The organism is Brevibacillus nitrificans, assembly GCF_003710965.1.
Lineage (GTDB): Bacteria > Bacillota > Bacilli > Brevibacillales > Brevibacillaceae > Brevibacillus > Brevibacillus centrosporus.
The window spans coordinates 1,390,954-1,417,133 of record NZ_RHHU01000003.1 but is presented as its reverse complement, the minus strand read 5'-3'; the positions used below and the strand labels follow the sequence as shown (position 1 = coordinate 1,417,133).

31 protein-coding genes are annotated in these 26,180 nt (G+C 51.4%); 24 read left to right on the top strand and 7 right to left on the bottom strand.

Annotated elements, in window-relative coordinates; all coding sequences use genetic code 11:
• The first annotated feature begins 34 nt into the window (after window positions 1-34).
• From gcvPA to EDM59_RS08610, 4 genes are all read left to right on the top strand, one after another.
• Window positions 35-1,387 (top strand): aminomethyl-transferring glycine dehydrogenase subunit GcvPA, encoded by a 1,353-nt coding sequence (gene gcvPA, locus EDM59_RS08625; RefSeq protein WP_122923184.1) that lies wholly within the window; start codon window positions 35-37, stop codon window positions 1,385-1,387.
• Window positions 1,380-2,849 (top strand): aminomethyl-transferring glycine dehydrogenase subunit GcvPB, encoded by a 1,470-nt coding sequence (gene gcvPB / locus EDM59_RS08620; RefSeq protein WP_092268102.1) that lies wholly within the window; start codon window positions 1,380-1,382, stop codon window positions 2,847-2,849. The genes gcvPA and gcvPB overlap by 8 nt, the downstream gene beginning before the upstream one ends.
• A 90-nt stretch (window positions 2,850-2,939) precedes the next feature.
• Entirely contained in the window at window positions 2,940-4,007 is a 1,068-nt protein-coding gene (locus tag EDM59_RS08615; protein ID WP_122923183.1) for an undecaprenyldiphospho-muramoylpentapeptide beta-N-acetylglucosaminyltransferase, read from the top strand.
• 78 nt (window positions 4,008-4,085) lie between these two features.
• Window positions 4,086-4,916: a lipoate--protein ligase family protein gene (locus EDM59_RS08610; RefSeq protein WP_122923182.1), complete on the top strand. Its 831-nt coding sequence runs from the start codon at window positions 4,086-4,088 to the stop codon at window positions 4,914-4,916.
• Window positions 4,917-4,982: 66 nt separating this feature from the next.
• On the opposite strand, the gene dat is transcribed toward EDM59_RS08610, so the two are convergent.
• Complete coding sequence (dat, locus tag EDM59_RS08605; protein ID WP_122923181.1) at window positions 4,983-5,834, bottom strand: D-amino-acid transaminase; 852 nt, start codon at window positions 5,832-5,834, stop codon at window positions 4,983-4,985.
• Window positions 5,835-5,986: 152 nt separating this feature from the next.
• Here dat and EDM59_RS31005 point away from each other — a divergent pair, with 152 nt between their 5' ends.
• From EDM59_RS31005 to EDM59_RS08595, 3 genes are all read left to right on the top strand, one after another.
• The gene (locus EDM59_RS31005) at window positions 5,987-6,142 is read left to right on the top strand and encodes a hypothetical protein (RefSeq protein WP_183192844.1); all 156 of its coding nucleotides are present in this window, start codon (window positions 5,987-5,989) and stop codon (window positions 6,140-6,142) included.
• A gap of 114 nt (window positions 6,143-6,256) precedes the next feature.
• Window positions 6,257-7,609 carry a M28 family peptidase gene (locus EDM59_RS08600; RefSeq protein WP_122923180.1) on the top strand — a complete coding sequence of 451 codons (1,353 nt, stop codon included), beginning with the start codon at window positions 6,257-6,259 and terminating at the stop codon, window positions 7,607-7,609.
• Between the two features lie 254 nt (window positions 7,610-7,863).
• Complete coding sequence (locus EDM59_RS08595; protein WP_122923179.1) at window positions 7,864-9,489, top strand: PAS domain-containing sensor histidine kinase; 1,626 nt, start codon at window positions 7,864-7,866, stop codon at window positions 9,487-9,489.
• 43 nt (window positions 9,490-9,532) lie between these two features.
• Here the strand turns inward: EDM59_RS08595 and EDM59_RS08590 are convergent, their stop codons facing one another.
• Window positions 9,533-10,549 carry a hypothetical protein gene (locus EDM59_RS08590; protein ID WP_122923178.1) on the bottom strand — a complete coding sequence of 339 codons (1,017 nt, stop codon included), beginning with the start codon at window positions 10,547-10,549 and terminating at the stop codon, window positions 9,533-9,535.
• A gap of 158 nt (window positions 10,550-10,707) precedes the next feature.
• Between EDM59_RS08590 and EDM59_RS08585 the strand changes: the two genes are divergently transcribed.
• The 3 genes from EDM59_RS08585 to EDM59_RS08575 all read left to right on the top strand — a co-directional run bounded on the left by EDM59_RS08585 (window position 10,708) and on the right by EDM59_RS08575 (window position 13,053).
• Complete coding sequence (locus EDM59_RS08585) at window positions 10,708-11,271, top strand: NADPH-dependent FMN reductase (RefSeq protein ID WP_122923177.1); 564 nt, start codon at window positions 10,708-10,710, stop codon at window positions 11,269-11,271.
• A gap of 168 nt (window positions 11,272-11,439) precedes the next feature.
• Window positions 11,440-11,868 carry a transcriptional regulator MntR gene (mntR, locus tag EDM59_RS08580; RefSeq protein WP_092268110.1) on the top strand — a complete coding sequence of 143 codons (429 nt, stop codon included), beginning with the start codon at window positions 11,440-11,442 and terminating at the stop codon, window positions 11,866-11,868.
• A gap of 255 nt (window positions 11,869-12,123) precedes the next feature.
• Window positions 12,124-13,053, top strand: a complete 930-nt coding sequence (locus EDM59_RS08575; RefSeq protein WP_122923176.1) for a patatin-like phospholipase family protein — start codon at window positions 12,124-12,126, stop codon at window positions 13,051-13,053.
• A gap of 59 nt (window positions 13,054-13,112) precedes the next feature.
• Here EDM59_RS08575 and EDM59_RS08570 read toward each other — a convergent pair whose 3' ends face one another.
• The gene (locus EDM59_RS08570) at window positions 13,113-13,463 is read right to left on the bottom strand and encodes a hypothetical protein (protein ID WP_122923175.1); all 351 of its coding nucleotides are present in this window, start codon (window positions 13,461-13,463) and stop codon (window positions 13,113-13,115) included.
• A 40-nt stretch (window positions 13,464-13,503) separates the two neighbouring features.
• On the bottom strand, window positions 13,504-14,436 hold the full coding sequence (locus EDM59_RS08565) for a DUF1385 domain-containing protein (protein WP_122923174.1): 933 nt from the start codon (window positions 14,434-14,436) through the stop codon (window positions 13,504-13,506).
• A gap of 174 nt (window positions 14,437-14,610) precedes the next feature.
• On the opposite strand from EDM59_RS08565, the gene EDM59_RS08560 reads away from it, so the two are divergent.
• The 4 genes from EDM59_RS08560 to efp all read left to right on the top strand — a co-directional run bounded on the left by EDM59_RS08560 (window position 14,611) and on the right by efp (window position 17,379).
• Window positions 14,611-15,069, top strand: coding sequence for a YqhR family membrane protein (locus EDM59_RS08560; protein WP_246010941.1), 459 nt, complete (start codon window positions 14,611-14,613; stop codon window positions 15,067-15,069).
• A 165-nt stretch (window positions 15,070-15,234) separates the two neighbouring features.
• Complete coding sequence (aroQ, locus tag EDM59_RS08555) at window positions 15,235-15,675, top strand: type II 3-dehydroquinate dehydratase (RefSeq protein WP_122923172.1); 441 nt, start codon at window positions 15,235-15,237, stop codon at window positions 15,673-15,675.
• A 34-nt stretch (window positions 15,676-15,709) separates the two neighbouring features.
• Window positions 15,710-16,780, top strand: coding sequence for a M24 family metallopeptidase (locus EDM59_RS08550; protein WP_122923171.1), 1,071 nt, complete (start codon window positions 15,710-15,712; stop codon window positions 16,778-16,780).
• Between the two features lie 41 nt (window positions 16,781-16,821).
• Window positions 16,822-17,379, top strand: a complete 558-nt coding sequence (gene efp / locus EDM59_RS08545) for an elongation factor P (protein ID WP_122923170.1) — start codon at window positions 16,822-16,824, stop codon at window positions 17,377-17,379.
• A gap of 55 nt (window positions 17,380-17,434) precedes the next feature.
• On the opposite strand, the gene EDM59_RS08540 is transcribed toward efp, so the two are convergent.
• From EDM59_RS08540 to comA, 3 genes are read right to left on the bottom strand one after another with little or no spacing between them, the layout of a single operon-like run.
• Window positions 17,435-17,896, bottom strand: coding sequence for a DUF441 domain-containing protein (locus EDM59_RS08540; RefSeq protein ID WP_092268117.1), 462 nt, complete (start codon window positions 17,894-17,896; stop codon window positions 17,435-17,437).
• A gap of 36 nt (window positions 17,897-17,932) precedes the next feature.
• On the bottom strand, window positions 17,933-18,649 hold the full coding sequence (locus EDM59_RS08535) for a 2-phosphosulfolactate phosphatase (RefSeq protein ID WP_122923169.1): 717 nt from the start codon (window positions 18,647-18,649) through the stop codon (window positions 17,933-17,935).
• The gene (gene comA, locus EDM59_RS08530) at window positions 18,640-19,461 is read right to left on the bottom strand and encodes a phosphosulfolactate synthase (protein WP_122923168.1); all 822 of its coding nucleotides are present in this window, start codon (window positions 19,459-19,461) and stop codon (window positions 18,640-18,642) included. Before comA ends, EDM59_RS08535 begins: the two co-directional genes overlap by 10 nt.
• Window positions 19,462-19,611: 150 nt before the next feature.
• Here comA and EDM59_RS08525 point away from each other — a divergent pair, with 150 nt between their 5' ends.
• From EDM59_RS08525 to EDM59_RS08480, 10 genes are all read left to right on the top strand, one after another.
• Window positions 19,612-19,875: a YqhV family protein gene (locus EDM59_RS08525; protein WP_122923167.1), complete on the top strand. Its 264-nt coding sequence runs from the start codon at window positions 19,612-19,614 to the stop codon at window positions 19,873-19,875.
• An 81-nt stretch (window positions 19,876-19,956) separates the two neighbouring features.
• A complete protein-coding gene (locus tag EDM59_RS08520) occupies window positions 19,957-20,454 on the top strand; it encodes a CD1247 N-terminal domain-containing protein (RefSeq protein WP_122923166.1) in 498 nt (165 codons plus the stop codon).
• Window positions 20,455-20,790: 336 nt separating this feature from the next.
• Entirely contained in the window at window positions 20,791-21,753 is a 963-nt protein-coding gene (gene spoIIIAA / locus EDM59_RS08515) for a stage III sporulation protein AA (protein WP_122923165.1), read from the top strand.
• On the top strand, window positions 21,741-22,259 hold the full coding sequence (gene spoIIIAB, locus EDM59_RS08510) for a stage III sporulation protein SpoIIIAB (RefSeq protein WP_092268123.1): 519 nt from the start codon (window positions 21,741-21,743) through the stop codon (window positions 22,257-22,259). The genes spoIIIAA and spoIIIAB overlap by 13 nt, the downstream gene beginning before the upstream one ends.
• Before the next feature lie 16 nt (window positions 22,260-22,275).
• The gene (spoIIIAC, locus tag EDM59_RS08505) at window positions 22,276-22,479 is read left to right on the top strand and encodes a stage III sporulation protein AC (protein ID WP_055743465.1); all 204 of its coding nucleotides are present in this window, start codon (window positions 22,276-22,278) and stop codon (window positions 22,477-22,479) included.
• 14 nt (window positions 22,480-22,493) lie between these two features.
• Entirely contained in the window at window positions 22,494-22,883 is a 390-nt protein-coding gene (gene spoIIIAD, locus EDM59_RS08500; protein WP_092268124.1) for a stage III sporulation protein AD, read from the top strand.
• Between the two features lie 8 nt (window positions 22,884-22,891).
• The gene (gene spoIIIAE / locus EDM59_RS08495) at window positions 22,892-24,085 is read left to right on the top strand and encodes a stage III sporulation protein AE (protein ID WP_425455936.1); all 1,194 of its coding nucleotides are present in this window, start codon (window positions 22,892-22,894) and stop codon (window positions 24,083-24,085) included.
• A gap of 8 nt (window positions 24,086-24,093) precedes the next feature.
• Window positions 24,094-24,756 (top strand): stage III sporulation protein AF, encoded by a 663-nt coding sequence (gene spoIIIAF / locus EDM59_RS08490; RefSeq protein ID WP_122923164.1) that lies wholly within the window; start codon window positions 24,094-24,096, stop codon window positions 24,754-24,756.
• A gap of 31 nt (window positions 24,757-24,787) precedes the next feature.
• A complete protein-coding gene (gene spoIIIAG, locus EDM59_RS08485) occupies window positions 24,788-25,477 on the top strand; it encodes a stage III sporulation protein AG (protein ID WP_122923163.1) in 690 nt (229 codons plus the stop codon).
• 13 nt (window positions 25,478-25,490) lie between these two features.
• Entirely contained in the window at window positions 25,491-26,174 is a 684-nt protein-coding gene (locus EDM59_RS08480) for a SpoIIIAH-like family protein (RefSeq protein WP_122923162.1), read from the top strand.
• Window positions 26,175-26,180: the final 6 nt, after the last annotated feature.

Below are 26,180 nucleotides of genomic sequence, written 5' to 3'. Positions count from 1 at the left end.
TGCCCATTTCCCTTACTAAAGGAGGACTACGTTCGTGAAATACCGCTACCTGCCCCAAACCGATCAGGACAAGCGCGAAATGCTGGACACACTCGGCATTTCCAGCGTAGAAGAACTGTTTTCTGACATTCCAGAGGAAGTGCGCTTCAAAGGTGCGCTTCAAATCCCGGAAGCACTCTCTGAGCCAGATCTGGTCAAATACTTTACCGGTCTGTCCAATAAAAACGTCAACTTCAGCACGCACGTAAACTTCCTGGGTGCCGGTGTTTATCAGCACTACACGCCAAGCACAGTCAACCACATGCTGCTTCGCGGGGAATTTTTCACTGCGTATACACCGTACCAGCCGGAAATCAGCCAAGGCGAGCTGCAAGCGATTTTTGAATTCCAGACCATGGTTTGCGAGCTGACAGGTATGGAAGTCGCAAACTCGTCCATGTATGATGGCGCGACTTCGCTGGCGGAAGCTGCGATGATGGCTGCTGGACATACTGGCAAAAAGCGCGTAATCGTCTCTCGCGCCGTACATCCAGAAGCACGCGGCGTTCTGAAAACGTACGCGTACGGCCAAAACGTAGAGCTGATTGAGGTCGGCATCAACAGTGACGGCGTGACGGATCCACAAGCGCTGGAAGCTCTGATCAATGACAGCACAGCAGCAGTGATTGTCCAATACCCGAACTTCTTCGGCAACGTAGAGGATCTGTCTGCGATCGAATCCATCGCACATGGAAACGGCGCACTCCTGATCACTTCCTCCAACCCGCTTGCTTTGGGCGTGCTGGAAGCTCCAGGAAAGCTGGGCGCGGACATCGTGGTAGGCGACATGCAGCCATTCGGTATTCCGGCTTCCTTTGGCGGACCACACTGCGGTTACTTTGCGACCACTACCAAGCTGATGCGCAAAATGCCAGGTCGTATCGTCGGTCAAACGAAAGATGAAAATGGCAAGCGTGGCTTCGTACTGACGCTGCAAGCTCGTGAACAGCACATCCGTCGTGAAAAAGCGACTTCGAATATTTGCTCCAACCAGGCGCTGCTCGCTTTGGCAGCATCCATCACCATGACGGCACTCGGCAAGCAGGGTGTGCAGGAAATGGCGATGATGAACCTGCAAAAAGCGCACTATGCCAAACAAGCCCTGCAAGCAAAAGGGCTGGAAGTTGTTTTCGCTTCGCCGTTCTTCAACGAATTTGCCGTGAAGCTGTCCAAACCAGTAGCAGAAGTAAACAAAAACCTGCTTGCTGCAGGCATTATCGGCGGCTACGATCTGGGACTGGATTATCCAGAGTTTGCGGACCATATGCTCCTGGCCGTAACGGAACTGAGAACGAAAGAAGAAATTGACCAACTGGCGCAGGAACTGGAGGCGATCACCCGTGCATAAAAACCAGGAGAAAGCACTGATTTTTGAAATGAGCAAACCAGGCCGTGTGGGCTACAATCTGCCTGAATTGGATGTGCCCGAGGTAGAAGTAGCCAGCCTGCTGCCGAAGCATCTCATCCGGGAAACACCTGCGGAGCTGCCGGAAGTATCCGAGCTGCAGCTCGTTCGTCACTACACTGAGCTGTCTCGTCGCAACCACGGGGTAGACAACGGCTTCTATCCGCTCGGCTCTTGCACGATGAAATACAATCCGAAAATTAATGAGGATATTGCTCGTTACCCTGGCTTTGCTCAAACGCATCCGTACCAACCAGAAGAAACCGTACAAGGCGCACTGGAGCTGCTCTACAACCTCCAGGAAGAACTGGCTGAAATCACGGGCATGGATAAAGTAACTCTGCAGCCAGCAGCTGGGGCAGCAGGGGAATGGACAGGTTTGATGATGATTCGTGCTTACCACGAGAGCCGCGGGGAAGGACATCGCACAAAAGTCATCGTGCCGAACTCTGCGCACGGTACCAACCCAGCTTCTGCAGCTGTTGCGGGTCTCGATACCGTAACGATCCCGTCGAATGAGCGCGGCTTGGTAGACATCCAAGCTTTGCGTGATGCAGTTGGATCTGACACCGCTGCACTGATGCTGACCAATCCAAACACGCTGGGTCTGTTTGAAGAAGATATCGTGGAAATGGCACAAATCGTGCACGAAGCCGGCGGACTCCTGTATTATGACGGAGCCAATGCAAACGCGATCTTGGGTATTGCCAGACCAGGGGATATGGGCTTTGACGTGGTGCATCTCAACTTGCACAAAACCTTTACGGGTCCTCACGGCGGTGGCGGACCGGGTGCAGGTCCTGTCGGGGTCAAAAAAGTACTCGAGCCATTCCTGCCAACTCCAATCGTGGAGAAAAAAGAAGATGGCACATTCTACTGGGATAGCAACCGTCCACAATCTATCGGCCGCGTAAAAGGCTACAACGGAAACTTCGGTATCCTGGTTCGCGCGTACAGCTACATTCGTACGATGGGTCCAGAAGGCTTGCTGCAAGTATCCCAAAACGCAGTGCTGAACGCGAACTACATGATGCGCCGCCTGGCTACGGCTTACCATCTGCCGTTTGATCAGGTTTGCAAGCACGAATTCGTCTTGTCTGGCGTGATTCAAAAGAAACTGGGTGTTCGTACACTCGATATTGCAAAACGTCTCTTGGATTTTGGCTACCATCCACCAACCATCTACTTCCCGTTGATCGTCGACGAGTGCCTGATGATCGAGCCAACCGAGACCGAAACCAAAGAAACGCTGGATGAGTTCATCGACGCGATGCTGCAGATTGCCCGTGAGTGCGAAGAAACTCCGGAGCTCGTACAGGAAGCGCCACACACCACTGTGGTAAAACGACTGGACGAAGCAACCGCTGCACGCAAACCAATCCTGCGCTACCAGCCGCAAGCTTAATAGCCAAGAGAAGCGAGAAACCGCCTGATCATTTGGGCGGTTTTTCTTTCCATATGGCGATGTTATGATGAGGGGTATGGGGGTGTCGGGATGAAAAAGCGAATTGTCTTTACCGGCGGTGGTTCTGCAGGACATGTGACCGTCAATCTTGCGTTGATTCCCCATTTTCTCGAATCTGGCTGGGAGGTCGCCTATATGGGCTCCACAAACGGCATCGAGAAGGAACTGGTAGTCGGGCTGGCAGGAGTTCAGTACGTCGGGATTTCCACCGGGAAGCTGCGGCGTTATTTTGACTGGAAAAATGTCACGGATCCGCTGCGTGTCGCCAAAGGAATCGGGGAGGCCTTTCTCTTTTTGCGAAGGTGGAAGCCGGACGTGATCTTTTCAAAGGGAGGCTTCGTTTCGGTGCCGGTGGTACTAGGGGCGTGGATGAACCGATTGCCTGTGGTCATACACGAATCGGATCTGACTCCAGGGCTCGCCAACCGATTGTCTGTGCCATTCGCGAGCAAGGTTTGTGTGACCTTTCCAGAAACGGTCCAGCATCTGCCACAAGCAAAAGGGGTGCATGTAGGAGCTGTGATCCGCGCTGAGCTCTTGAAGGGCTCTCGGGAGCATGGTATCTCCTCCTGCGGTTTTACGCCCAAAAAGCCGGTTCTGCTTGTGATGGGAGGTAGCCTGGGCGCACGACGCATCAATGAAGTCATTCGCTCCCAGCTGTCTGCACTCCTGGAGAGCTATCAGGTGGTTCATATCTGCGGCAAGGGTCAATGCGATGATTCGATTCAAAGGGCAGGCTACCGTCAATACGAATATGTCAAAGAGGAGCTTCCTGATCTCTTGGCGATGGCCGACATGGTCGTATCCCGGGCTGGCTCCAATGCTATTTTCGAATACCTGGCATTGCGAAAGCCGATGCTGCTCATTCCTTTGTCCAAAACTGCCAGCCGCGGGGATCAGATAGTAAATGCGCGGTCGTTTGAAAAAAGAGGCTTTTGCGAGGTTCTTTTGGAGGAGGAGCTGACAGAATCCACGTTTCTTGCTGCACTGAAAAAGCTGGAGGAAAATCGGTTCCAGCTAATGAACCGGATGAAGGAAGACTCTCACACGGATTCTTTGGTGAAGGTCATCGCTTTGCTTGAGCAAACAGCAGGGTAAAGGAAGCCCACAGAGGTATTGCCGATTCCCCCGGCAGAAGGCTACAATGGATGCGTAGTGAAGAGGGAGGTACATAGAATGGAACAGTGGCGTTATATCGTGACGGAAGCGATGTCTCCCGCGATGAATATGGCAGTAGATGAAGCGATTTTACAGTTGCACAGTGAAGGCAAGGTACCGCCTACTGTTCGTTTTTACACATGGAATCCAGCCACGCTGTCGATTGGCTATTTTCAAAAGGCAGTCAAGGAAATCAACATGGAGGCTTTGCGTGAGAGCGGTTTGGGCTTTGTGCGCAGGGCGACAGGGGGACGTGCGGTTCTGCACGATAATGAGCTCACCTACAGTGTGATCGTGTCCGAGGACCATCCCAAAATGCCTTCCAGCGTGACAGAAGCCTACAAGATCATAAGTCTTGGGCTGCTGCACGGTTTTCAAAATTTGGGACTGAAGGCAGAGATGGTGTCGCTCGCCAGTGAAGAAGAAAAAGAGAAGTACAGCTCTCCTGGCTCGTCTGCTTGCTTTGACTCTCCTTCCTGGTATGAGCTCGTGGTAGAAGGGAAAAAAGTAGCGGGCAGCGCGCAGACAAGACAAAAAGGGGTCATCCTCCAGCATGGCTCCATCCTGTTGGACATGGACGTAGAGCTGTTGTTCTCCCTGTTGAACTTCCCGTCTGAGCGAGTCAAGGAAAGAATGATGGACAGCTTCCGCCAGAAAGCAGTCACGATCAACGAAGTGAGTCCTCGTCCTATTGGTTTGCAGGAAGCGATCGCAGCATTTGGGCCGGGCTTTGCATCTGGTTTGGAAGTAGAGCTGGTGCCAACGGAGCTGACTGCAGAAGAGCTGGCGCTGGCAGAAGAGCTGGCGCGCACGCGATATTCGACCGACGAGTGGAATTTGCGGCGCTAGTATTAACCGCACTAGAACAAAAGAAGCTCCCGAGGCCATCGAGATGACCGAGGGAGCTTTCGTTCTTTAGACAAGCACGCTCTCGTTGATGTGCTGCTCAAACAGCTCTTGCAGCTTTAGGGAAAGGGGGCCAACTGCACCGGTTCCTACGGGCTGTCCGTCTACAGACACCAACGGCATGATTTCTGCGGTAGTGCTGGTCAAGAACACTTCGTCAGCTTGCTTCAGGAAGTCTGTGGTAAAGGCTTCCTCGTGAACAGGAATGCCATTTTCCTTTGCGAGGTCGATGACGACTTGGCGCGTGATACCGTGCAGGATCATGTTGTCTGCCTGGTGCGTGTAGAGAGCGCCGTTTTTAACCGCGAAAACGTTCGCGGAGCTGCATTCGGTCACGATACCGTTCCGGTGAAGGATCGAATCCTGAGCGCCCGCGTCCTTTGCGTACTGTTTCACGAGAACAGCACCCAAGAGGTTCAACGTTTTGATATCGCAGCGAAGCCAGCGGATATCTTCGATCAATTGCGCAGTCATTCCCTTTTTCATATCTGCCAGAGGGCGTGCTTTCGGACGGGCAAAAGCCATGAGGACAGGCTCAGTCTTTTCTGGTATATCGTGAACGCGAGGGGAAATGCCGCGAGAGACTTGCAGATAGAGAGTTGCATCCACATCTTTCGTAATGTTGTTTTTCTCCAGCAGCTGCTGGGCGAGCGTGCTCAGCTCGTCAGCAGTCCAAGGCAGCTCCATTTTGATCTCCCGTGCACTTCTGAACAAGCGGGTGAGGTGAGCATCCCATTGATACATTTTGCCTTTGTAGATTCGCACAACCTCGTAAATCCCGTCTCCAAAGTTGTAACCTCGATCCTCTGGATGAACGGCTACTTCCCCTTCTTCTACCCATTTTCCACCTACATACAGCATGGTGAGTCCTCCTTCGGTCAGTTCAAGAATAATGATGACAGGAATGAATTGCTAGAACAATCTGCAATTACCCTACTTACGAACAATTGGTTGCTAACCCTTCCAGCGGTTTTTATGACTCAACCTTAGCAAATCGACACAGGAGGGTCAATTTGAAAGTAGCGAAAAGGCTATCAATTATTTCGTCAGAAAAAGCCGTGTCTATAAAGAAATATAATGCTGTCGGAGCGCATGCTGAAAAAGCAAGAATCGACGGTATTTCTGATTCGACATCAGACGGAAGGAAGAATAGGGGGAAGGAAAACTAAAGCTGTCGTCCGCTGGCGTGGGATGAAGGTATTTGACTAACTATTCTGACTAGACGCTGTTTGCAGCATCGGCTCATAATAAAAAGGCAAAGAGGACGTAAGGAGGGAACTGCCGTGCGACCGTTACGAAATTACTCGCTGACTGCCTTGCTAGCCGGTGGGCTGCTACTGCTGCCGTTGCCCTTCTTCACAGAGGCAAATGCCCAATCGGTGCCTGAATGGATCGATGCAGATACGCTATATGAGCATGTGGAAAAATTGGCGCGTACACCGCGGCCACCCGCTACGGAGTCCGAGTTTGCAGCAGCTGTTTATGTAGAGAACCAGCTTCGTGCATACGGCTATGAAACCGACTTGCAGCCTTTTTACTACTACACCTATCGCCAGCCATCCAGTCTCACCCTCTCTGTGGAGGGATGGAAGGACTCTGCGTGGGATGTGCGCAGCTTTACATACGGTCCGAACGGGACAGGAACAGGGGAGCTGGTAGACAGCGGCTTTGGAACTGCTGCTGACTTTCAGGATGGGAAAGCAAGAGGGAAAATTGCGTTGATAAAAAGAGGACAGACGACATTCGGGGAAAAGGTTAGACAGGCAGCTGCTGCCGGTGCTGTGGCGGTTGTCATCTGGAATGATCGGGAGGACAATAGGAAGGCAACACTTGGAGAGCCGCTTGATATGTCTGTTCCCGTGGTTTCCCTATCAAAAGAGCAGGGAAGCAGGCTGCAGGAGGCGCTAAAAAAGGGAGGGCTCAAAGGAACCGTAAAGGTAGACGGTGGATTAACGACCAGGCAGACCTCGTACAATATCGTGGCATCTCGAAAGCCGGCCCAGGCAGGAACAGGACAGACCGTGCTTGTGACCGCTCATCATGACAGCGCTGCAAAATCACCAGGTGCGAACAACGGGGCTTCCGGCGTTGCAGCCTTACTGGAGGTCGCGAGGATGCTAGCGGAGCGACCGATCGATACGGAGGTGCGCCTGGTGAGCTTTGGCTCGACTTCGGCAGGGGAGAGAGGACCAGCTGCGTATGTAGAATCCCTCTCGGATGCCGATAGGCGGAAAACCATCGCTGCTTTTTGTCTGGATGCTGTCGGGAGCAGGGAGGCGGGAGATCTCACGGTAACGGATGAGCAAGGAACAGAAAGTTTGCCTGTCTCCCTGGCAGAGAGCAGCGGTGCCGTGTTCTCTACGGTCTGGAATGATCGGGGAGAGAAAACGGGTGATCATCTGGCTCTCACAGAAGCAGGCATACCGTCCGCCCTCCTCACGAGAGCCCCGGCAGATTCTTGGCGGGATCAGCCAGAGGACACAGTAGAGAAGATCGACCGCGAGCGTCTCGCAGAGGCTGTTCATGTCGTATTCTCCGCGGTGACTCAAATAACTGACTTGGCATCACCAGCCTACAGGGAAAACACGGTCGGCAGCCAAAGGGGGAAATCAACGGAATCCGAAGCAACGCAATAGCAAAGAGAGAACAAAAGCGTCCTTGAAAAGGGCGCTATTTTTATGGGCTCGGACGAAAGAGAGTGTGTCGAACAATGTCGAGTGACAAGGAATAGTCACGAACTTAGAAAAGTCGTATAATTTTTAAGAGTCCTAAAAAAGTTCTCCATTATCTGATTTTTGTGAATGAGCGTCACGGATTATACGACATACTTCCTAGCTATCCATCCTCACATAAAGCCGAAGTTCGCACACCAAAGATCGTGGAGGTCGTAATGAATCGCATTGGGTATCATCCTTTATTCATTCTTTTTCTATTCCTCGCGGGGTGGTTCCCGTTCACTCTTTATTTGCTCGCGTCGAATAAACAGCTGATCAACACACCGCATCTCAGTATCATTCCTGTCATTCTAGGCGGGGCAATCATCTGGCTGCTGTATGGGAACTGGCGCACCTTTCATCGGAGCAGGCAGGGAGGAGCCGACCTGGAGCAAACGCAAGTGCTATTGGAAGCCTTGCTGCAGCATCCCACTGATGCGATCGCGATCATGGATGCAGAGGGCAGAATTGAGCGGATCAATCACGCTTACGCAGAGCTGACGGGATACACAGAAGAAATGCTGCTCGGGAAAAAACAGCCGCATCTACATAAAAAACGAAGTGAAGATATTCAAGCGATGTACACTCAGGTTTTGCAGGGCAGTACTGCCAGCGGTTGTGAAACGTGGGTACACCAAAACGGATCGCCGCTCGTGGTTTCTTATACGTTGACCCCCGTTTTCAATCAGAGGGGAGAGGTCGCATGGATAATCGGCTGTTCTCGAGATCTGACGGAGCGAAAAAGAATCGAGCAGGAGCTCAAAGCGAGCAAAGCCAATTATCGCCTGATCACAGAAAACATGTCGGACATGATTTTTGTCTATCAGCCGAATGGCAACGTCCTGTACGCATCTGCTTCCCACACGAAGCAGCTTGGTTACCCCATCCATGAGCTTGTCGCGATGAAGCCGGATGAACTCGCCGGTTTGATTCATCCAGACGATCTGGCCATGGTCGCAAAGGTTTTCACTCGGGATTGGGAAAAATGCAGCGGGACGACGATTGTGTTTCGCATCCGACATCAGGAAGGGCACTGGATCTCGATCGAATCCAGATACAATCCCATTCTGGATGAAGCGGGTAAGCTCGATAGTGTCATGATTGTCTCTCGAGATGTATCCGAGGTCATGCACACGAAAGAACTGCTGCGACAAACGGACAAGCTCTCTGCGATCGGACAGCTGGCCGCAGGTATTGCGCATGAAATTCGAAATCCGCTAACTTCCTTGCGAGGATTTGTGCAGCTGCTGCAAGCCTCGCTCGCTGACCCGCGCTACTGCGAAATTATGCTGGCAGAGCTGGACCGGATCAATTTTATCGTGAGCGAGCTGCTGGTATTGGCCAAGCCACAGCAGATGAAATTCCAGGAGAAAAAACCGACGCAAATCATCTATGATGTCATCTCCTTGCTGGAAAGCCAAGCAAACATGAACAACGTCATCTTTCACGACCATCTCGAGAGGAGTCTGCCGACTATCTCTTGTGATGAAAATCAATTGAAGCAGGTCTTCATTAATGTCTGCAAGAATGCGATCGAGGCGCTTCCTCAGGGGGGAGATATCTACGTGGAAAGCACGAGACTCGCCCCATCGCGTATCCGTATCAGCATCCGTGACACAGGAAAAGGGATCGATCCAAGCCGGATACCACGTCTTGGGGAGCCGTTTTATACGACGAAGGAAAATGGAACAGGACTTGGCCTCATGGTCAGCTATCGCATTTTGGAAGAGCACGGGGGCAGTTTAACGATCGAGAGTGAGCCGGAAAAAGGAACGACCGTACATATCACGCTGCCTGTATAGGTAGACGAAGACCCCCTGGAGTCTATTTGCCCAGGGGATCCGTTTATTTGGGGGCTTGGCGTTTCCAGATGAAGCGAATTAACAGGCCAAGGCCGCAGTAGGTAGTACCCGAGGCAATGAGCGGGACACTCCAGCTTAACGCCATGGGGAGCAGAGCAAACAGGGCGAGAAAGGACAGCATCACCAGGAGCAGTGGCAGGAGCTGAAGATCATGGCGGTCTGTAATGGGCACGGCGAGGGCGTACAGGATCGCTGCGATGAGGACGCCCCCATGAAAGAGGGAAAACAAGCCGAGCAGCCAGTCACCCTTGGGGATCAGCTGCAGCATGATCAGCTTGAAGGGAGATGCAGAAGCATGAACATCGTGCCAGTAAGACAACAAAATCGCATGTCCGGTGATGAGAAGGAGAAAGAACAGCAAGGAGCCGATGCCAACCCCGAGTCGAATGGATTGTGGGTGTGCGACATTCTTTACCAAAGGAATGGCTACAGCTAGGCAAAGCAAAAAGTGCAGTCCAACGTACAGCAGGGCATGAACGATCCAGTTCAGGTTCATCTGATAACCGAGATTGGGGATAGGAACATGGGGTTGTTCCAGGAAGATCAATCCGAACAGCAGAAATCCCGAAGCGAGGGAGACAGACATCCCAGAAATCAGCCATGACCAGCCCTTTTGCAGCCAAACAATGGCGACAAGCACGGGGACGAGGACAAAGAGGAGCGGGGATGCTCCAGCCGGTGCCTGCATCGCAAACTGTCCGGTAATGACGCCTGCATACGCTAATAAAAACAAATGAGTAAGAACGGAAAGCGTAGGACCAAACGCTTCCCCGAACCAGTGCAAAAAAAGCTCGTGCAAGGAACGGATGTGGGCACGATAACAAATACTCAAAACAGAATAGCCAAACCATCCGAGGGCAAGACTGGCGAGCACCGCCCCGATCGTTCCCCAGGAACCGAAATAAGCAAAGAAGCGAAGCCACTCATATCCACCCAGATACGTACCCCCAAGGGCAGCTCCTGCAAAAAGAACGGCGATTTGCCAAGCGCCTTTGTCCATAGGCATCATCCTTATTTCCAACTTGGTACAAGTGTATGAGGATGCAAGGCTTGTTCAGAACCGAGGATACTAATTAAACTTTAATGTTTGCTATTTATGGTAAATTGCATATAATGGATAAGGACAACAGGTAAATAGTGAAAACGAGGTGACGTTTCGTGAAAATTGTAGGAATTTCCGGGAGCATGAACGCCGATTCCGCTACGAAAAAGGCAGTGAGCATCGTTCTTGATGCAGCAAAAACGGCAGGTGCAAAAGTAGAGCTCATTCATTTGGGTGAGTGGCCAATGCCTTTATATGACAATCGCGAGGATTCCTCCACCTATCCAAAGGTGGTTCATGATTTTATCCAGAAAATTACGGAAGCAGACGGGCTAGTCATCGGTTCACCCGAGTATCACGGTACGATGACAGGGGCGCTGAAAAATAGCTTGGACTTTTTGGAAGGTCGCCATTTACGGGATAAGCAGGTTGCCATTATTGGAGTAGCAGGGGGAAGTATGGGAGCAACCAATACGGTCAATACGCTGCAACTCATCATGCGCAATTTGCATGCATGGCCGCTTCCTGCAAGTCCAAGCATTCCAAATGCTTACAACGCATTCACACCGGAAGGCAAGCTAAAGGACGAGCGTCTGCAGGCCCGATTTGAATTGCTGGGCAAACAGCTGGTCCAGTACATCCAATCGATGAACCCGCAAACGGAAAAACAGGTCCACTAAGGCAGGTTCCCCTTGCAAATCGTTTTCATTACGCGGTATTATATTTCTACGTGCTTTTTTGTACTATGCGGAAGCGATAGTATAAGAAAAATGATGGCTTGCGCTTTTTGGCGATAACCCGGGTTTTTCGAAGGACGTCAGAAATACGGTTTGAAATGAGGGGTTCACATGCCGACGCCGAGTATGGAAGACTATTTGGAACGCATTTACAGCTTAATTGAAGAAAAGGGCTATGCTCGTGTCTCCGATATTGCTGAAGCGTTGGAAGTACATCCCTCTTCGGTTACGAAGATGGTACAAAAGCTGGACAAAGATAAATACCTTGTCTACGAAAAGTACCGTGGTCTTGTTTTGACGACAAAAGGGAAAAAGATAGGCAAACGGCTCGTTGATCGTCATAGCCTGCTGGAGGAATTCATGCGGGTGATTGGTGTCGATGAAGATCATATTTATCAGGACGTGGAAGGGATCGAACACCACTTGAGCTGGGAGTCGATCACTTGCTTGGAATATTTGGTTCAATACTTTCAGGCAGATCCTATCCGGATGGAAGAGCTGCGGCGCATTCGTCAGGAAGATGAGCAAAAAGAAGAATAGCATAGGTGGGGAAATGAGAGCGTAGGCCGACGTGGCTTACGCTTTTCTTGTGTAGAAAAAAGGGAAAAGATTCCGAGCCCGTATACATGCTACATAGCGAGACTTCGAACGAAGTGAGAAAGCAAGACGTTCTTTGCGCAGCCAAGCTTTCGCATGGAAATGCTCGGCAATTCCGAGTTTTCTAGTCGTAATGGATAGGCTATCCCCCTATATTTGGTAAAGAGATTTCAAATTCCAGTCACAGGGGGCGAGCAGATGAAAGCGGACGCGGTCTTTGAAGGTGGAGGGGTGAAGGGGATCGCTTTTATCGGAGCCTTGAAGGTCATGGAGGAGCATGGGTACACATGGGAAAAAGTCGCGGGAACATCGGCTGGCTCGATTGTAGCCGCCTTGCTGAGCGCTGGCTATACCAGCCTGGAGCTGAAGCCGATTTTTGAAGAAATGGATTATCTATTTTTTCTTCAGCGAAAAGGGCTGGGGCGTCTTCCCGTGATTGGCCCGATCATTGAGCTCGTGTTTCACGAAGGCCTGTTTCGAGCAGATCGCCTGGAGCTGTTTATCGAGGAGCTGCTGCGTCGCAAGGGGATTCGTACATTCGGGGATCTGCCGCCGGAAAAGCTGCGAATAGTCGCATCAGATGTAACTGCGGGCAAGATGCTGGTTTTGCCGGATGACTTGCCGCGCTACGATATCGAACCCAATGATTTCCCGATTGCGAAAGCAGCGCGGATGTCCTCCTCCATTCCTTTCTTTTTTCAGCCTGCTCATCTGCAAAGCGAGGGACAGAACCATTATATTGTCGATGGGGCTTTACTCAGCAACTATCCGGTTTGGCTATTTGATGTGCCAGGCAAACCACAGTGGCCGACGATCGGATTTCGACTGCACGACAATAAGATCGAAACGGAAGCGACACCTATACACGGGCTCTTTTCGTTTACGCGAGGCCTGCTGACGACGATGCTGGACGCACACGACAGACTGTACGTAGAGAAAGCAAGTGCTGTCCGTACCATTTTCATCAACACGCTCGGGATTCGTGCTACTCAGTTTCAAATGCCTCTCGAGCTTCGTCAAAAGCTGTTCACGTCCGGGGAGGAATCGGCGCAGCGCTTTCTGGGGAAATGGGACTTCGAGGAGTACGTCAAGGTTTTTCGGAATACGTCCCCCAAGCATCTGGTCTAAGAAAAGGGGGGATAAAAAAGAGACAGACAGCTGCAACCGGCTGTCTGTCTCTTTTTCGTTCAATGCGAAATGTTGTTGTGTGAGTTTTGGTCGTCCTGTTTTTGCTTGGCCTTTCCTTTTTTGCCATCAATGACTCGGAAAGGATGATCTCTCCTGGGGGTGGGAGCCTGCTTTTTGGTCGCTTGTCGCAATCCAGGCGACTTCGGCTTGGTTGGCTTCGGTTTGCGAGGCCCGCTGCTACGCTGGAAAAACGATCCTGTACGCAAGTAGTTGCGCACCACGATGATGAGCAAAACAGACAACCCCAGAATGATCAACGTATTCACAGGGTCTTCGATGAACGTCAACAGAAAACCGTAAATGGCCAGCAACATTACGATCAAAATCACTGGTGGAATGCGGCGTAACATAGGGCCTCACCTCTGAGAGATTCAAAAATGCCTCACGTTATCAATTCGCTGCCATTCTCTCTTGGACCTGTTGTTGATCAAGCTCGCGCATTTTCAGGAAGGAGGCGATGGCCACTTCCACCTGATGGTCTTCCGGTTCGCGGGTTGTAATTTTTTGCAGCCACAATCCCGGGTATCCCAGAAAACGCAGGACAGGTGTATCACGGAGCTTGTTTGTCCATTGCAGCACCTCATAAGAGACGCCCATTACGACTGGCAGGAGAACGATGCGCTGTATGACTCGTTCCGTCAGGGAATCATAAGGGAACAGGGAGTAAATCACTACGCCAACGAACACCGTGAATATGAGAAAACTGCTACCGCAACGATAATGCAGGGTGGAAAATTTTTGTACATTGGCTACTGTTAATTCTACCCCGGACTCGAACGCGTTAATCACCTTGTGTTCTGCCCCATGGTATTGAAACAGCCTTTTGATGATCGGTGCTTTCGCGATCGCGGTGATGTAGCCGAGAAGCAGAATAATTTTGAAGCCGCCCTCTGCAAGCGTCTGCGGGACGCCATCCGGCACCCATTTTCCCAGAAGGAACTCGGCTAGGAATACAGGGACGAGCGTAAAGACAAATTTCCCAAACAAGAAAGACAGGACACCTACGAGGGTTACGCCGAGAATCATCGTCAAGCGGGAAGGACTCTCCGTCACTTCTTCGCCGGATTCTGAGTTGTAGCGTTCAGAGGCAAAGTTCAGGTGTTTTGCCCCGTTTGCAGCGGATTCGATCAATCCGACAACCCCACGCAAGAACGGAATCTTTTTCAAGGGAGTAATCCATTTATATTCCGTACGGGGTGCTTCAAAATACTCAATTTCTTGATTTTTTTTCCGAATAGCTGTGACGGTCATGGATTTGCCACCGAACATGACACCTTCAATGACGGCCTGACCACCGTAGCTAGGTACGATTTGCTGCGCCAACTTGAATCACCATCCTTATTCCCTATATTAACGGAAATAGAGTCTTGAAGCTACATACAGTTCATGGCCTAACAAGTAAATGTCAACAATTAGTGAAAAACAGCAGCAACGCACATACTAGAGACGAGGTGATGGAGAGTGGATGCAACGAAAACTCGGAGAAGTTTTAGAGGTTTGCGGGGAAGACAGAGTGAACAGCATAAACAAGAGCAGCGAACGGAACAGAGCGCATCGAAAAAAATATTGGAAGTCGCTTTCTGGGGGACAATCTTCTGGGGAATCATCCGTTTGATTGCCCATTTTTTAAATTTGACCCCCTATGGCTTAGGCTCGTTCGCACGTCCGATCCTGGCTGGAATCGATGAGAAATCCCTTGCTGCCCTCGGTCTGGGAGTTATCTTTCTGTTTGTAGAGTCCCTGATCGTCTCCGCTATTTTTTCCACGCTGTTTGGCAAGATGAGAGTGTGGTGGAGCGGTTTGGTATTGGGGGCTGTTATGCTCTTGGTAGCAGGATTTTTCTTTCGGATCGGGAATTGGGAGATGTCCACGTTTAGTACAGAAGCTGCTTGGTATTTGTCTTACGGGTTGTTTATCGGGATGACCTTGACCCTCGAGGCATCTGATGAAGAATAGCAAACTAATGATGGGTGGAAACGCCCATTTCTGCCCGTTAGCGTGCGAATCTTGCCATCTTTCTTAAAACAGTGGATCGACAGTTGAACTCTGCAAGGCTTGTGGTAAAATGTTTCATTAGTAAAAAAACTTTTTATGAGAAATCCTACCTGGGAGGGATGAACGATGGCTTCCGTTCTGGTGCTGAATGGGCCGAATCTCAATTTATTGGGAATGCGGGAACCGGGAGTATACGGCAGTGAAACGCTAGAGGACGTGGTCACAAACCTGCGCAAGGTGATGCAAGAGCTGGGTGGCGAACTGGAGCACATTCAGTCCAATCACGAAGGCGTACTGATCGACGCCATTCATCGCGCAAAAGGCGTGCATGATGGGATCCTAATCAATCCAGGTGCATTTACACACTACAGCTACGCGATTCGCGATGCTTTTGCGAGTGTAGCTCTGCCAACCATTGAAGTACATATTTCCAATGTTCACGCGAGAGAAGAGTTCCGGCATCAATCCGTGATCGCCCCTGTTGTCGTTGGGCAGGTAGTCGGCTTGGGAACAGACGGATACGAGTGGGCATTGCGTGCACTGGTTCGTAAAATCGAGAAAAAATAGACCAATGGGTTGTTCATAGAAAGGGGAGGTTGTCATGCAACAACGTCTGGACAAATTGCGCGAGGCTTTGGCAAATGTGGGGGCAGATGCTCTGATCACAGAAAAGGCGGAAAACCGATTTTATTTTAGTGGATTCACCGGTTCTACGGGGTGGGTCGTCGTAACTGAAAAGGAAGCGTTTCTCGTAACGGATTTCCGCTATGTGGAGCAGGCTGGGGAACAAGCTCCTCACTTCACGGTTGTTAACAACGAGCGCAAAGCAGTAGAAGCGATCGCAAAGCTTCTGAAAGAAAAAGGAGTAAAGCGTCTGGCATTCGAAAGCTCTGTTTCTTTCCAGACACATCAAGAGTGGAGCAAAGCCTTTGATGGCGTAGAGCTCGTAGCAACAAGCGGCCTGCTGGAAAAAATCCGCATGTTCAAGGATGAGTCGGAAATGGTCATCATCCGAGAAGCGGTGCGTATTGCCGAAGCGGGTTTTGCGCATATTCAAAGCTATATCCGACCTGGAGTGCGCGAAGAAGACGTAGCGCTGGAACTGGAATTTTTCATGCGGAAGCAAGGCGCATCCGGTTCTGCCTTCGACATGATCGTCGCATCCGGTCCTCGCGGTGCATTGCCGCACGGTCGGGCAAGCGAAAAAATCATTCAAGCGGGCGAAATGGTCACCCTCGATTTTGGTGCTGCTTACAAAGGGTACAACTCTGATATTACGCGTACCTTGTCCGTAGGGGAGCCAAGTGCCAAAATGAAAGAAATCTACGACATCGTTCTGCGTGCCCAGATCGCCGGGGTGGAGGCGTTGAAGCCGGGTGTGACGGGGAAAGAAGCGGACGCTGCAACTCGGGACATTATCGCGGCTGCAGGTTATGGTGACTGCTACGGGCACAGTGCAGGACATGGTTTGGGTATTGAGGTGCATGAGCTGCCAAGCCTCTCCACGGTCAGCACGTTTGTACTGGAGCCAGGCATGCTGGTTACGATGGAGCCAGGGATTTACGTAAGTGGCTTAGGTGGCGTTCGGATCGAGGATGACGTGCTGATCACGGCGGAGGGCCACGAGGTACTCAACAAGTCCACGAAAGAGTTGATCATTTTACCGGTGTAATTTATACTTATCCTGTTATCGATTGATTTGGGAGGACTATCATGATCTCTGTGAACGATTTTCGGACAGGTTTGACGATCGAAGTAGACGGCAACATTTACACGGTTCTTGAATTCCAACACGTAAAACCGGGTAAAGGTGCGGCATTCGTTCGTTCCAAACTGCGCAATCTGCGTAACGGCAATACGACTGAAATGACCTTCCGCGGCGGCGAAAAAGTAAACCCTGCGCGGATTGAATCCAGCACAATGCAATATCTGTATGCAAGCGGCGATGACTACACTTTCATGAATACGGAAACGTATGAGCAAATGACGTTCACTCACAGCCAAATCGAGCGCGAACTTCGCTTCCTCAAAGAAAACATGAACGTGCAAATCATGCAGTACAACGGTGAAACCATCGGAATTCAGCTGCCAAACACAGTTGAACTCGTGGTTACCGAGTGTGAGCCAGGCGTAAAAGGCGACACTGCTTCCAACGTAACGAAAAAAGCTACCCTGGAAACAGGATTCGTTGTCAACGTGCCTCTTTTCGTAGAAGAAGGCGAGCGTCTGATCATCGATACTCGTACCGAAGCATACGTTTCTCGCGCATAAAAAGGGAAAGACGAAAGAAAGGCAGTACCCACTCGAAGGGTACTGCCTTTTTGTATTATCGTCCCCCGAGCCATTCCCACAGCTTCAGCACGAAAGCGGTTATGCCCGCAGCCATGAGAGGGCCGACCGGAATGCCCCGCAGAAAGACGATACCAATAATCGAGCCAATGACCAAGCCGACGATCATATGGGGCTCGGTCCGAAGCAGATCGAGTCCTTTGCCGTTCATCCAGGTGGCGAGTGCCCCACCCGCCAGTGCAGTCAAGCCGACGACGGTAGTGAATAAGGGGAGCACATCTTTCCACGATATTTTTTCACTGGCAAAGGGAACGAGGACGGAGATCGTCAGGAATAGCAACCCCAGCTCCAGCCCGCGTCTTTCTACGGAAGGAAAAAAACGTTCCAGCGCCGTGAGCTTCAGAACCAAAAGGATGCTCGCGGCAGTAGCGATGATCGGTGAACGGCCTATTAACCCTATCACGATTAGGATGACGAGCATCACTTCTCCAGACATCATTGGCATCAAAACCCCTGTCCCTGTTCTCCTTTCACTCTATGAGACAAGGTGTGGGAGTATGCGTTTCTCCTTGATGAAGGGAACGAGACGGTACTGATCGACTTTTGCACAGTAGGATACATCGTCCGCAAAATGATGCTGCATCAGGCGTCTTCCCGTAGTGGTTTGCGGCAAAAGCTCACCGATTCTGTCTGCAAAATACAAGTAGCTTGCCTTGAGAGCCTCTCCGAGATCACAGACTTGAAAATGAGGTGCCATTTTTTGTGCCTGAGCGATCATGAGTCCCGCTGCCAATCCATCCTCGAGGGCGAACTCGGAGCGCGTTCCTGCACAGTACAGTGTGACGTCCAGATGAAAGCTCAGAGCGTGGGACATACAGGCGGTGGCATTGAGGAAGCAGCCAATCAGAAGGGCAGCGGCTCGCTCTGCCTTTTGGATGGCACGTGTTCCGTTTGTGGTGGTCAGGATCAGCTGTTTGTCAGTTAATGTTCGAGCAGCGATTTCAGTGGGAGAGTTGTTGCAATCAAAATCCGGGATTTTGCGGCAGTGACGCTCGCCAGCTAGCAGGCAGCCTGCTGTGCGTAAAGCATTTGCCTGACCGATTGTCTCTACGGGAATGACGGAAACACAGCCGTTGCCGAGAGCCGTTACAATGGTACTGGAGGCGCGCAGAACGTCGATCACGATGACCACATGGTTGCTAATCTGATCGAACCGTATTTCCTCCACGGATGGAACAACTTCTATTCGCACGCGGCAGGCCTCCCTGCCTCCATGATAGCAGCAGTGTCTCCCCGTAAGCCTCGACGAAGCGTCTCCACTGACAAGACATCCTGATAGTGGATATTCCCTAAGTTTACTGTTGTGCCGAGTGTGCAGATCAACAGCACTTGCTGCTCTTTTTGGGGAGCCTCCCAGATGAGACGACTCGCCCGTTCACCGGCAGCTCTGACGACATCTCGTATAAATGTGTCATCTGCACGGCCGTTTTTGTCAAAGATGCCTACCGTGCCGCTTTCTCTCGCTTCCACGATCACATGACTGGCCCCAGCTTCTAGGTCTGCCTGCAGCGTCTTCAAAAGCTCTTCACGCTCCGCTCGATAATCCGAAGCCTTTTTCCCTACCTCGGAATAAACGAACAGTCCAGCTTCACAGCCTGCCGTGATGGCAGCTCTACGCTGTTCTGCGCTCAGCGGAAAGGTACCGTCTGAAATCTCCACAGCGTTAAAGCCAGCCGATTTGATCGCTTTCATGTAAGCGGAGATGGGGGATTGTCGCAGGGCGATCTCAAAGAAAGTGCCGCCTGGCATAATGTGCAGCCCGTACTGGACCGCTAGATGCACTTTTTGCCTTAGCAGCTCATCAGGATACAGAGCCGCTGTGCCAAAGCCTAACTTGTATATATCCATATAAGGAGAGGCCATTTCCAGCAGATCTCGATAGGCGGTAAGTCCGACGCCTTTGTCAATGACCATCGTCAACCCCTCTGCCCGCGGCTTTTCTCGCCTGGAACCGGAGGGATTTGCCCAATGAACGGGCAAAAAAGGGTGGTCGCAGTCTAGCATAGGCTGTTTCCTCATTTCTTCTAGGCGTATGGTTCAGTGTATGCCTCTTGCTGAGCAGGAGTGAAGGCTTGCGTCTCTAGGCGATTGCCCAGAGGAGTGCTGAACGAACTAGGTACAAGCATAGAGTGGAAGAAAGGGAGGACGAGCGAGATGTGGGAAAAAGCAATTATCGGCATGGCAGCGCTGCGCATACTGTCTGGGAGCTTGGAAATCCTGGCTGCTCTGCTGATCCTGAAAGTAAATGAAGTGGAAAAAGCTCTTCTCATTAATTCCGGGCTGGCGATTGTGGGACCCGTTATCTTGATTACGACGACCACCATTGGCCTTCTGGGGATGTCGGATCGTATCAGCTTTTCCAAGCTGGCTTGGATCTTGGTCGGCATTTCGTGCATTTTGATAGGGGTGCGCAAATAAATCCCCAATTCCTTCCACTGGTAACCATCTACTCCTCTGGGAATGATAGAGGAAGGAATGGACAAGAGGAGGGGAATGATCATGCTCGAATCGTTGACAGAGCGAATTTCATACTTGCGCGGTCTGGCAGATGGGCTGGATGTGAGCGAAAAGAGTGCAGAAGGCAAGCTGCTGGTAGAAATCGTGGGTATTCTGGATGAGGTGCAAAATGAATTTCGCGAGCTGCATATGAGGATCGAGGAAACAGAGGATTACATGGAAGCGATCGATGAAGATCTGGAGGATGTGGAGCTGATCCTGTTTGACAACGAGGAGGAGCTCTATGAGACTGTCACCGATTGCGAAGACAGCGAGGATGACGAATACGTTACCTACTATGATCTGGATGATGATGAGGATGCCCGCGTGTACGAATCCGTGGACGACGAAGATCATTTGGAAACCACGTATGAATTTGCATGCCCGTCTTGTCAGGAGATGATTTTCTTGCATGAGGGTGTAGATGAAGACGGTTACTATCATTTCGTCATCGAGCCGTATCATGCGGGATCGGAGATCGAAGCTATCAATCCCACCTAAAAGCTTCTGAAAACGAAGCCTATGCAGCCCGTCCTGTGCGTATCGTGCAGGGCGATTTTTTTGTGCAGATAAGATGGGAAAAGATTCTGATCCAGCAGCAGGGCAGCGTGACGCGAAGTGAACCTACACGGGGGCAAAGGGGATCACAGAAGGCTTCGTCCGCCGAGTTTTTGAGTGGAGGAAAAAATAGAATTCTGCGAGAGTACAGGATGCAAGTTGAGGAGGACTCGTAGAGTTTTCTTAGCATAAATCTCGTCCAGCCGTGCATAGGATGGAGGTAAGTCAATGTGGACAAAGGCTGGATGAATATCTGGCCACAAAAGGAGGGTTACTGCTGTGAGAGAGATACTGGCGATCTTGCCCGCTTCCGTACGAAGCATTTTGACCGCCCTCCCCTCCGCGGTCAGAGAGCATCTGGAGGAAATACGGCTTCGGCAAAATCAGCCACTAGAAATCCGTTACGGCCAACAATCCAGCTACGTGACGCCAAGCGGCCAGCTTACAGCGATCGCCAAGCAAGGGTGGCTGTTTACCGAGGAAAACGCAGTGAAACTGCTAAATCAGGTAAGCCAGCATTCCCTGTACGCGCTGGAGGAAGAGCTGAAGCGCGGGTACATCACTGTCGTTGGTGGTCACCGGATCGGTATTGCTGGCAAGGTGGTGCTGGACAGAGGCGAAGTAAAGGGGATTCGGGATGTAACGAGCTTCAACATCCGGATCGCCCGCGAGAAAAAAGGAGCAGCGACGAAGGTCATGCCGTACCTGTTTGAGGGGGGGAAGCTGCAAAATACGTTACTCATCTCCCCGCCGCAATGCGGGAAAACGACGCTGCTGCGTGACATGGCCCGCTCTATCAGCTACGGGAGTGAATGGGCGTCGAGTCGCAAGGTAGGGATCGTGGACGAGCGTTCGGAGCTGGCAGGCTGCCTCCAAGGAGTGCCTCAGCGAGATGTAGGCCCACGTACGGATGTGCTTGATGCTTGTCCCAAAGCTGCCGGCATGATGATGCTCATTCGCTCGATGTCCCCGGATGTTCTGATCGTAGACGAAGTAGGCAGACCGGAAGACGGAGAGGCTGTCTGGGAAGCGATTCACGCGGGTGTCGCCGTCATTTGCTCGGCACATGGGGCTGATGTTTCCGAAGTGGCGCAAAGACCGATGCTTGGCAAGCTGATTCAGTATGGCGCCTTCTCTCGCTACATCGTGCTGAGTCGCTCGCAAGGAGTCGGAACGATCCAAGCTATTTACGACCAGCAATTAAAACGAGTGGAAAAGGAGAAGGTGGCATGGTCAAGCTGATTGGAGCAGTGCTGATCCTGTTTTCCGCTTCCATGGTCGGATGGCAGATTGGACGTTATTACGCGTATCGCCCGATCCAGCTTCGCGCCCTGCTCGTCGCCCTGCAAATGCTGGAGACGGAAATCGTCTACGGCTTGACCCCGCTCCACCGCGCATTTGTAAAGGTGGGCAATCGCGTAAACGAGGAAGTCGGCAAAATGTTTGTCTTCGCTGCAGAGCTCTTAGTGACAGAAAAGGCACACTCCGCTGAAGATTCTCTGCGGCAGGCGATGAGCCGTCATTGGTCGCAGACGGCGCTGCGCAAGCAAGAAGGCGATGTGCTGGCAAGCCTTTCGCAAGTACTCGGTTCCTCCGACCGGGAAGACCAGCAAAAACATCTGCGGCTCGCCGTCACCCATTTGCGGGGACTGGAGGAAGAGGCGCGGGTCGAGCAAGCGAAATACGAAAAGATGTACAAGAGTCTCGGGTTTTTGGGTGGACTGCTGGTCGTCATCCTGATGTTCTAAAGGCGAGGTGTTCACAGTGGGTTTTGATTTGACACCTGTTTTCCAGATCGGTGCAGTAGGATTTATCACAGCGATCCTGCATGCCATACTCAAGCAGGCAGGGAAGGAAGAAATCGCGCATTGGGCTACGCTGGTCGGGTTTGTCATCGTCCTGTACATGGTATCCCACTACATTGGCGATCTGTTTACCGAGGTGAAACGTGTCTTCCTTTTTAACTGAGGAGGCAAGGGCAGATGGAAATCGTACAAATCGTCGGACTTGGGCTGGTGGCTACCATTCTCGCGCTGGTCATCAAGGAACAGAAGCCGATGTTCGCCTTTTTGCTGGCGATCGCGAGTGGCGTCATCATCTTTTTCTTTCTCGTCGGAAAAATTGCCGAAGTAATCCGGATCCTCGAACGGTTGGCCGTCCAGGCTGATCTGAACCTCGTATTTCTGGAAACGATCCTCAAAATTATTGGAATTGCGTACATTGCTGAATTCGGTGCACAGATGACGAGAGATGCGGGACAAGGGGCAATCGCTTCCAAGATCGAGCTGGCTGGCAAGGTTCTCATCCTGGTCATGGCGGTACCGATTATCCAGATCATTATCGAAACAGTCATCGACTTGCTGCCTGCATGAGGGGAGGGATGAAGTCCGTGGTGCGTACAGGCAAAATAATCGTACTCTTCCTGCTATTCCTGCTTGTACCGTTTGGAGCTGCGTCTGCCGAGGGGACAACCACCTCCGGACCGATTAATCAAATGGTTCAAGAGCAGGTCGACCATTTGCAGCTGGAGCGGGTAGAGCAGTATTGGCAGCAGCTGCAGCGCGAGTACAAAGGCTACCTGCCTGACCTTCAATCACCGGGCTTTATTCAACTGCTCATGCAGCAGGGCGAGCTGAGTATCTCAGGAGTTCTTATGGGAATGGGCAAATTTGTCTTTCACGAAATTTTGATGAACGGCAAGCTGCTCAGCTCCATCATTATCATTACCGTGTTCGCGATGATCCTGGAGACCATGCAAAATGCTTTTGAGCGAAACGCTGTTTCCACTGTAGCTTACTCGATTGCGTACCTCGTGCTGATGGTACTCGCCATCAACAGCTTTCACGTCGCCATTTCTTACGCCAAGGATGCAATTACCGACATGTCCGACTTCATGCTCGCGATGATTCCGCTGGTAATCGCGCTCTTGGCGTCCGTGGGGAATCTGGCAACGGCGACGATGTTTCATCCGCTCATCATCTTCATGATCAACATCAGCGGCATGATGATTTCCTACGTCGTGTTTCCCTTGCTCTTCCTCTCTGCGATGCTGTCGATCGTCAGTCTCTTTTCCGAGCGGTATAAAGTGACACAGCTTGCAACGCTGCTGCGCAACATCGCGATGGGGGTACTCGGGTCGTTTCTCACCATCTTTTTGGCGGTGATCTCGATCCAGGGAGCGACCTCAGCCGTAACCGACGGCGTTACCTTGCGAACAGCCAAATACATCACCGGAAATTTCATTCCCATCGTCGGCAGGGTGTTCTCCGATGCAGCAGATACCGTGCTCAATGCTTCGCTGCTGGTCAAGAACGCAGTCGGATTGGCAGGTGTGGTGATCCTGATCATGCTGTGCGCGTTCCCAGCCCTGAAGATTTTGGTGCTGGCACTGATCTACAATCTGTCATCCGCGGTATTGCAGCCTTTAGGAAATAGCCCGATCATTAGCGCACTGGGAACGATCGGCAAAAGTCTGTTGTTCGTTTTCGCTGCGTTGGCAACGGTGGGACTGATGTTTTTTCTGGCGATTACCATCATTATTGCAGCGGGCAACATCTCCATGATGGTTCGGTAGGTGATCAAATGGACTGGTTAACGCTCTGGCTAAAAAAAATCATCTTGCTCGTGCTCTTGGCAGCCTTTCTCGATCTGATCTTGCCCAATACGACTTTGCAGCGATACGTCAAGATGGTGATGGGGCTTATTCTGCTGCTGACGATCATCTCACCCGTTTTCTCCTTGTTTAGCCTGTCGCAGGATGACCTGGCGCTGCGGCTTGACCGATACCAGCAGGAGTTGAACAAGCCCGCTGCAGTGGAATGGAAGCGCGTTACTGACAAGCTGCTGGGTGAGCAGGACGCACAGGTGACAGCGTACGTCCAGTCGCAAGTGGAGGCGGCCGTGAAAGCAAAGGTCAAAGACGAGTACGGCATGGAGGTCCAGCATGTGGAAATCCAGGTGAACTATCAAAATCCCGAGCAGCCTGCTTTGGAAAAAATCGAGCTGAGCGTGGGGGATAGCGAACAGAAAGGAAAGTCTTCGATCACGCCTATCAAGCCGGTTCAACCCGTCTCGATACAGCTGAATGGTCAAACGGTGACAGATACGAGAAAAGACATCGAAGCGGCTTCGCAAAAGCAAGATCCTACGTATGCGAAGATCGCTGAAGATATAGCAAAGCAATGGGGCCTGACGAACGATCAAGTGGTCGTTACGGACGAGTCTCACCAAGGAGAAAAACAGTAACGGATGTGGCTTAAAAAGCGAGGTGAGTAAGATGCTGGAAAAGCTGAAGAAGCTATGGGAAGGAAACAGTGGAAGCAAAAAGCTGAAGCCCCTTCACTATCTGATCGTCGTACTGGGGATAGGGATCGCCGCTATGATACTGACCGACTTTCTGCGCGTGGAAAAAGATGCGCCGCTTGGTTTTATCGGCGGCACGGAGACGGACGCGACTTCGGGAGCGAGCAGTGCAGGATGGTTTGGGAGCGGTGGCGGCGGTGGGGATGGGACTGGAGGCGATTCGGCAGCACCCGCCATCGGTGGATCACCTGCACCGGATATCATCGCTGAATATGAAAACAATTACGCAGCGCAGCTTCGCGATATTTTGGCAAGCGTCGTGGGAGTCGGAGAAGTCGATGTCATGGTCAATCTGGAGTCCACTCCCGAGCTAGTCATGGCAGAGAATCGCAACAACCGATCTTCCACCAATCAGGAAATGGACAAAGACAGGGCAACGCGCAATCAAAACGACCAAACAAAGGATTCCGAAGTCGTCATCGTACAAGGGGGCAAACAAGATTCGCCTGTCATTGTCAAGACGATGAAACCCCGTGTCAGAGGTGTCCTGGTAGTCGCGAAGGGCGCCGATAACATCCAGGTCAAGGCGTGGATCACCGAAGCTGTCCAAAAGGTTTTGGATGTTCCCGCCTACAAAATATCCATATTGCCCAAAAAAGGGTAGGAGGTAATGGCGAATGATTCTGCGCAAGCAAACGGTATGGTTGTTGACAATGCTGGCTGTTATGGTGGTGCTGTCCGGGTATTACCTGGTAAAAGGGCCGCAAGATCAAATGCCCACTTCCGGACAACAGCAGGCGGTAGACAAACAGGAGCAAATCTCTGGGGTCGTTGTTGAGTCCAAGCAAGTGGATCAGCCGCAGCAAGCAACACCTGTAAATGCGAAAAATGAGAATCCGGTAGCAACCAATCAGCCTGCTCCTGCTGACACGAAAGCACCTGCCACCCAATCCACACCTGCTCCACAGCAAAACGTTGGCAATGCAGTCGTTCCTGTAGCCGAAACATCCAGCGAGATCTTCCAAGGCTACAAAATGAAGCGGGAAGCACAGCTTCAGCAGCAAAAGGATGAACAGCTGGCGATCATCGGCAGCTCAGATTCCTCGGCTCAAGCCGTAGCAGATGCACGCACCAAATACGAGCAGCTCTCCACGCAGGAAAGTGCGACGACAAACATCGAAGAAATGCTGAAAGCCAACGGGTATCAGGACGCGGTTGTCTTCGTCCAAAACGACAAAGTGACCGTCATTGTGCAAAAAGAGAAGCTCTCTGCAAACGAAGCGGTCGATATCATTGCGCAAGTGAAGCAACAGCTGAACGTGCCTGCGACAAACGTAACGGTTCAATTTAAAACAACGTAAAATCCC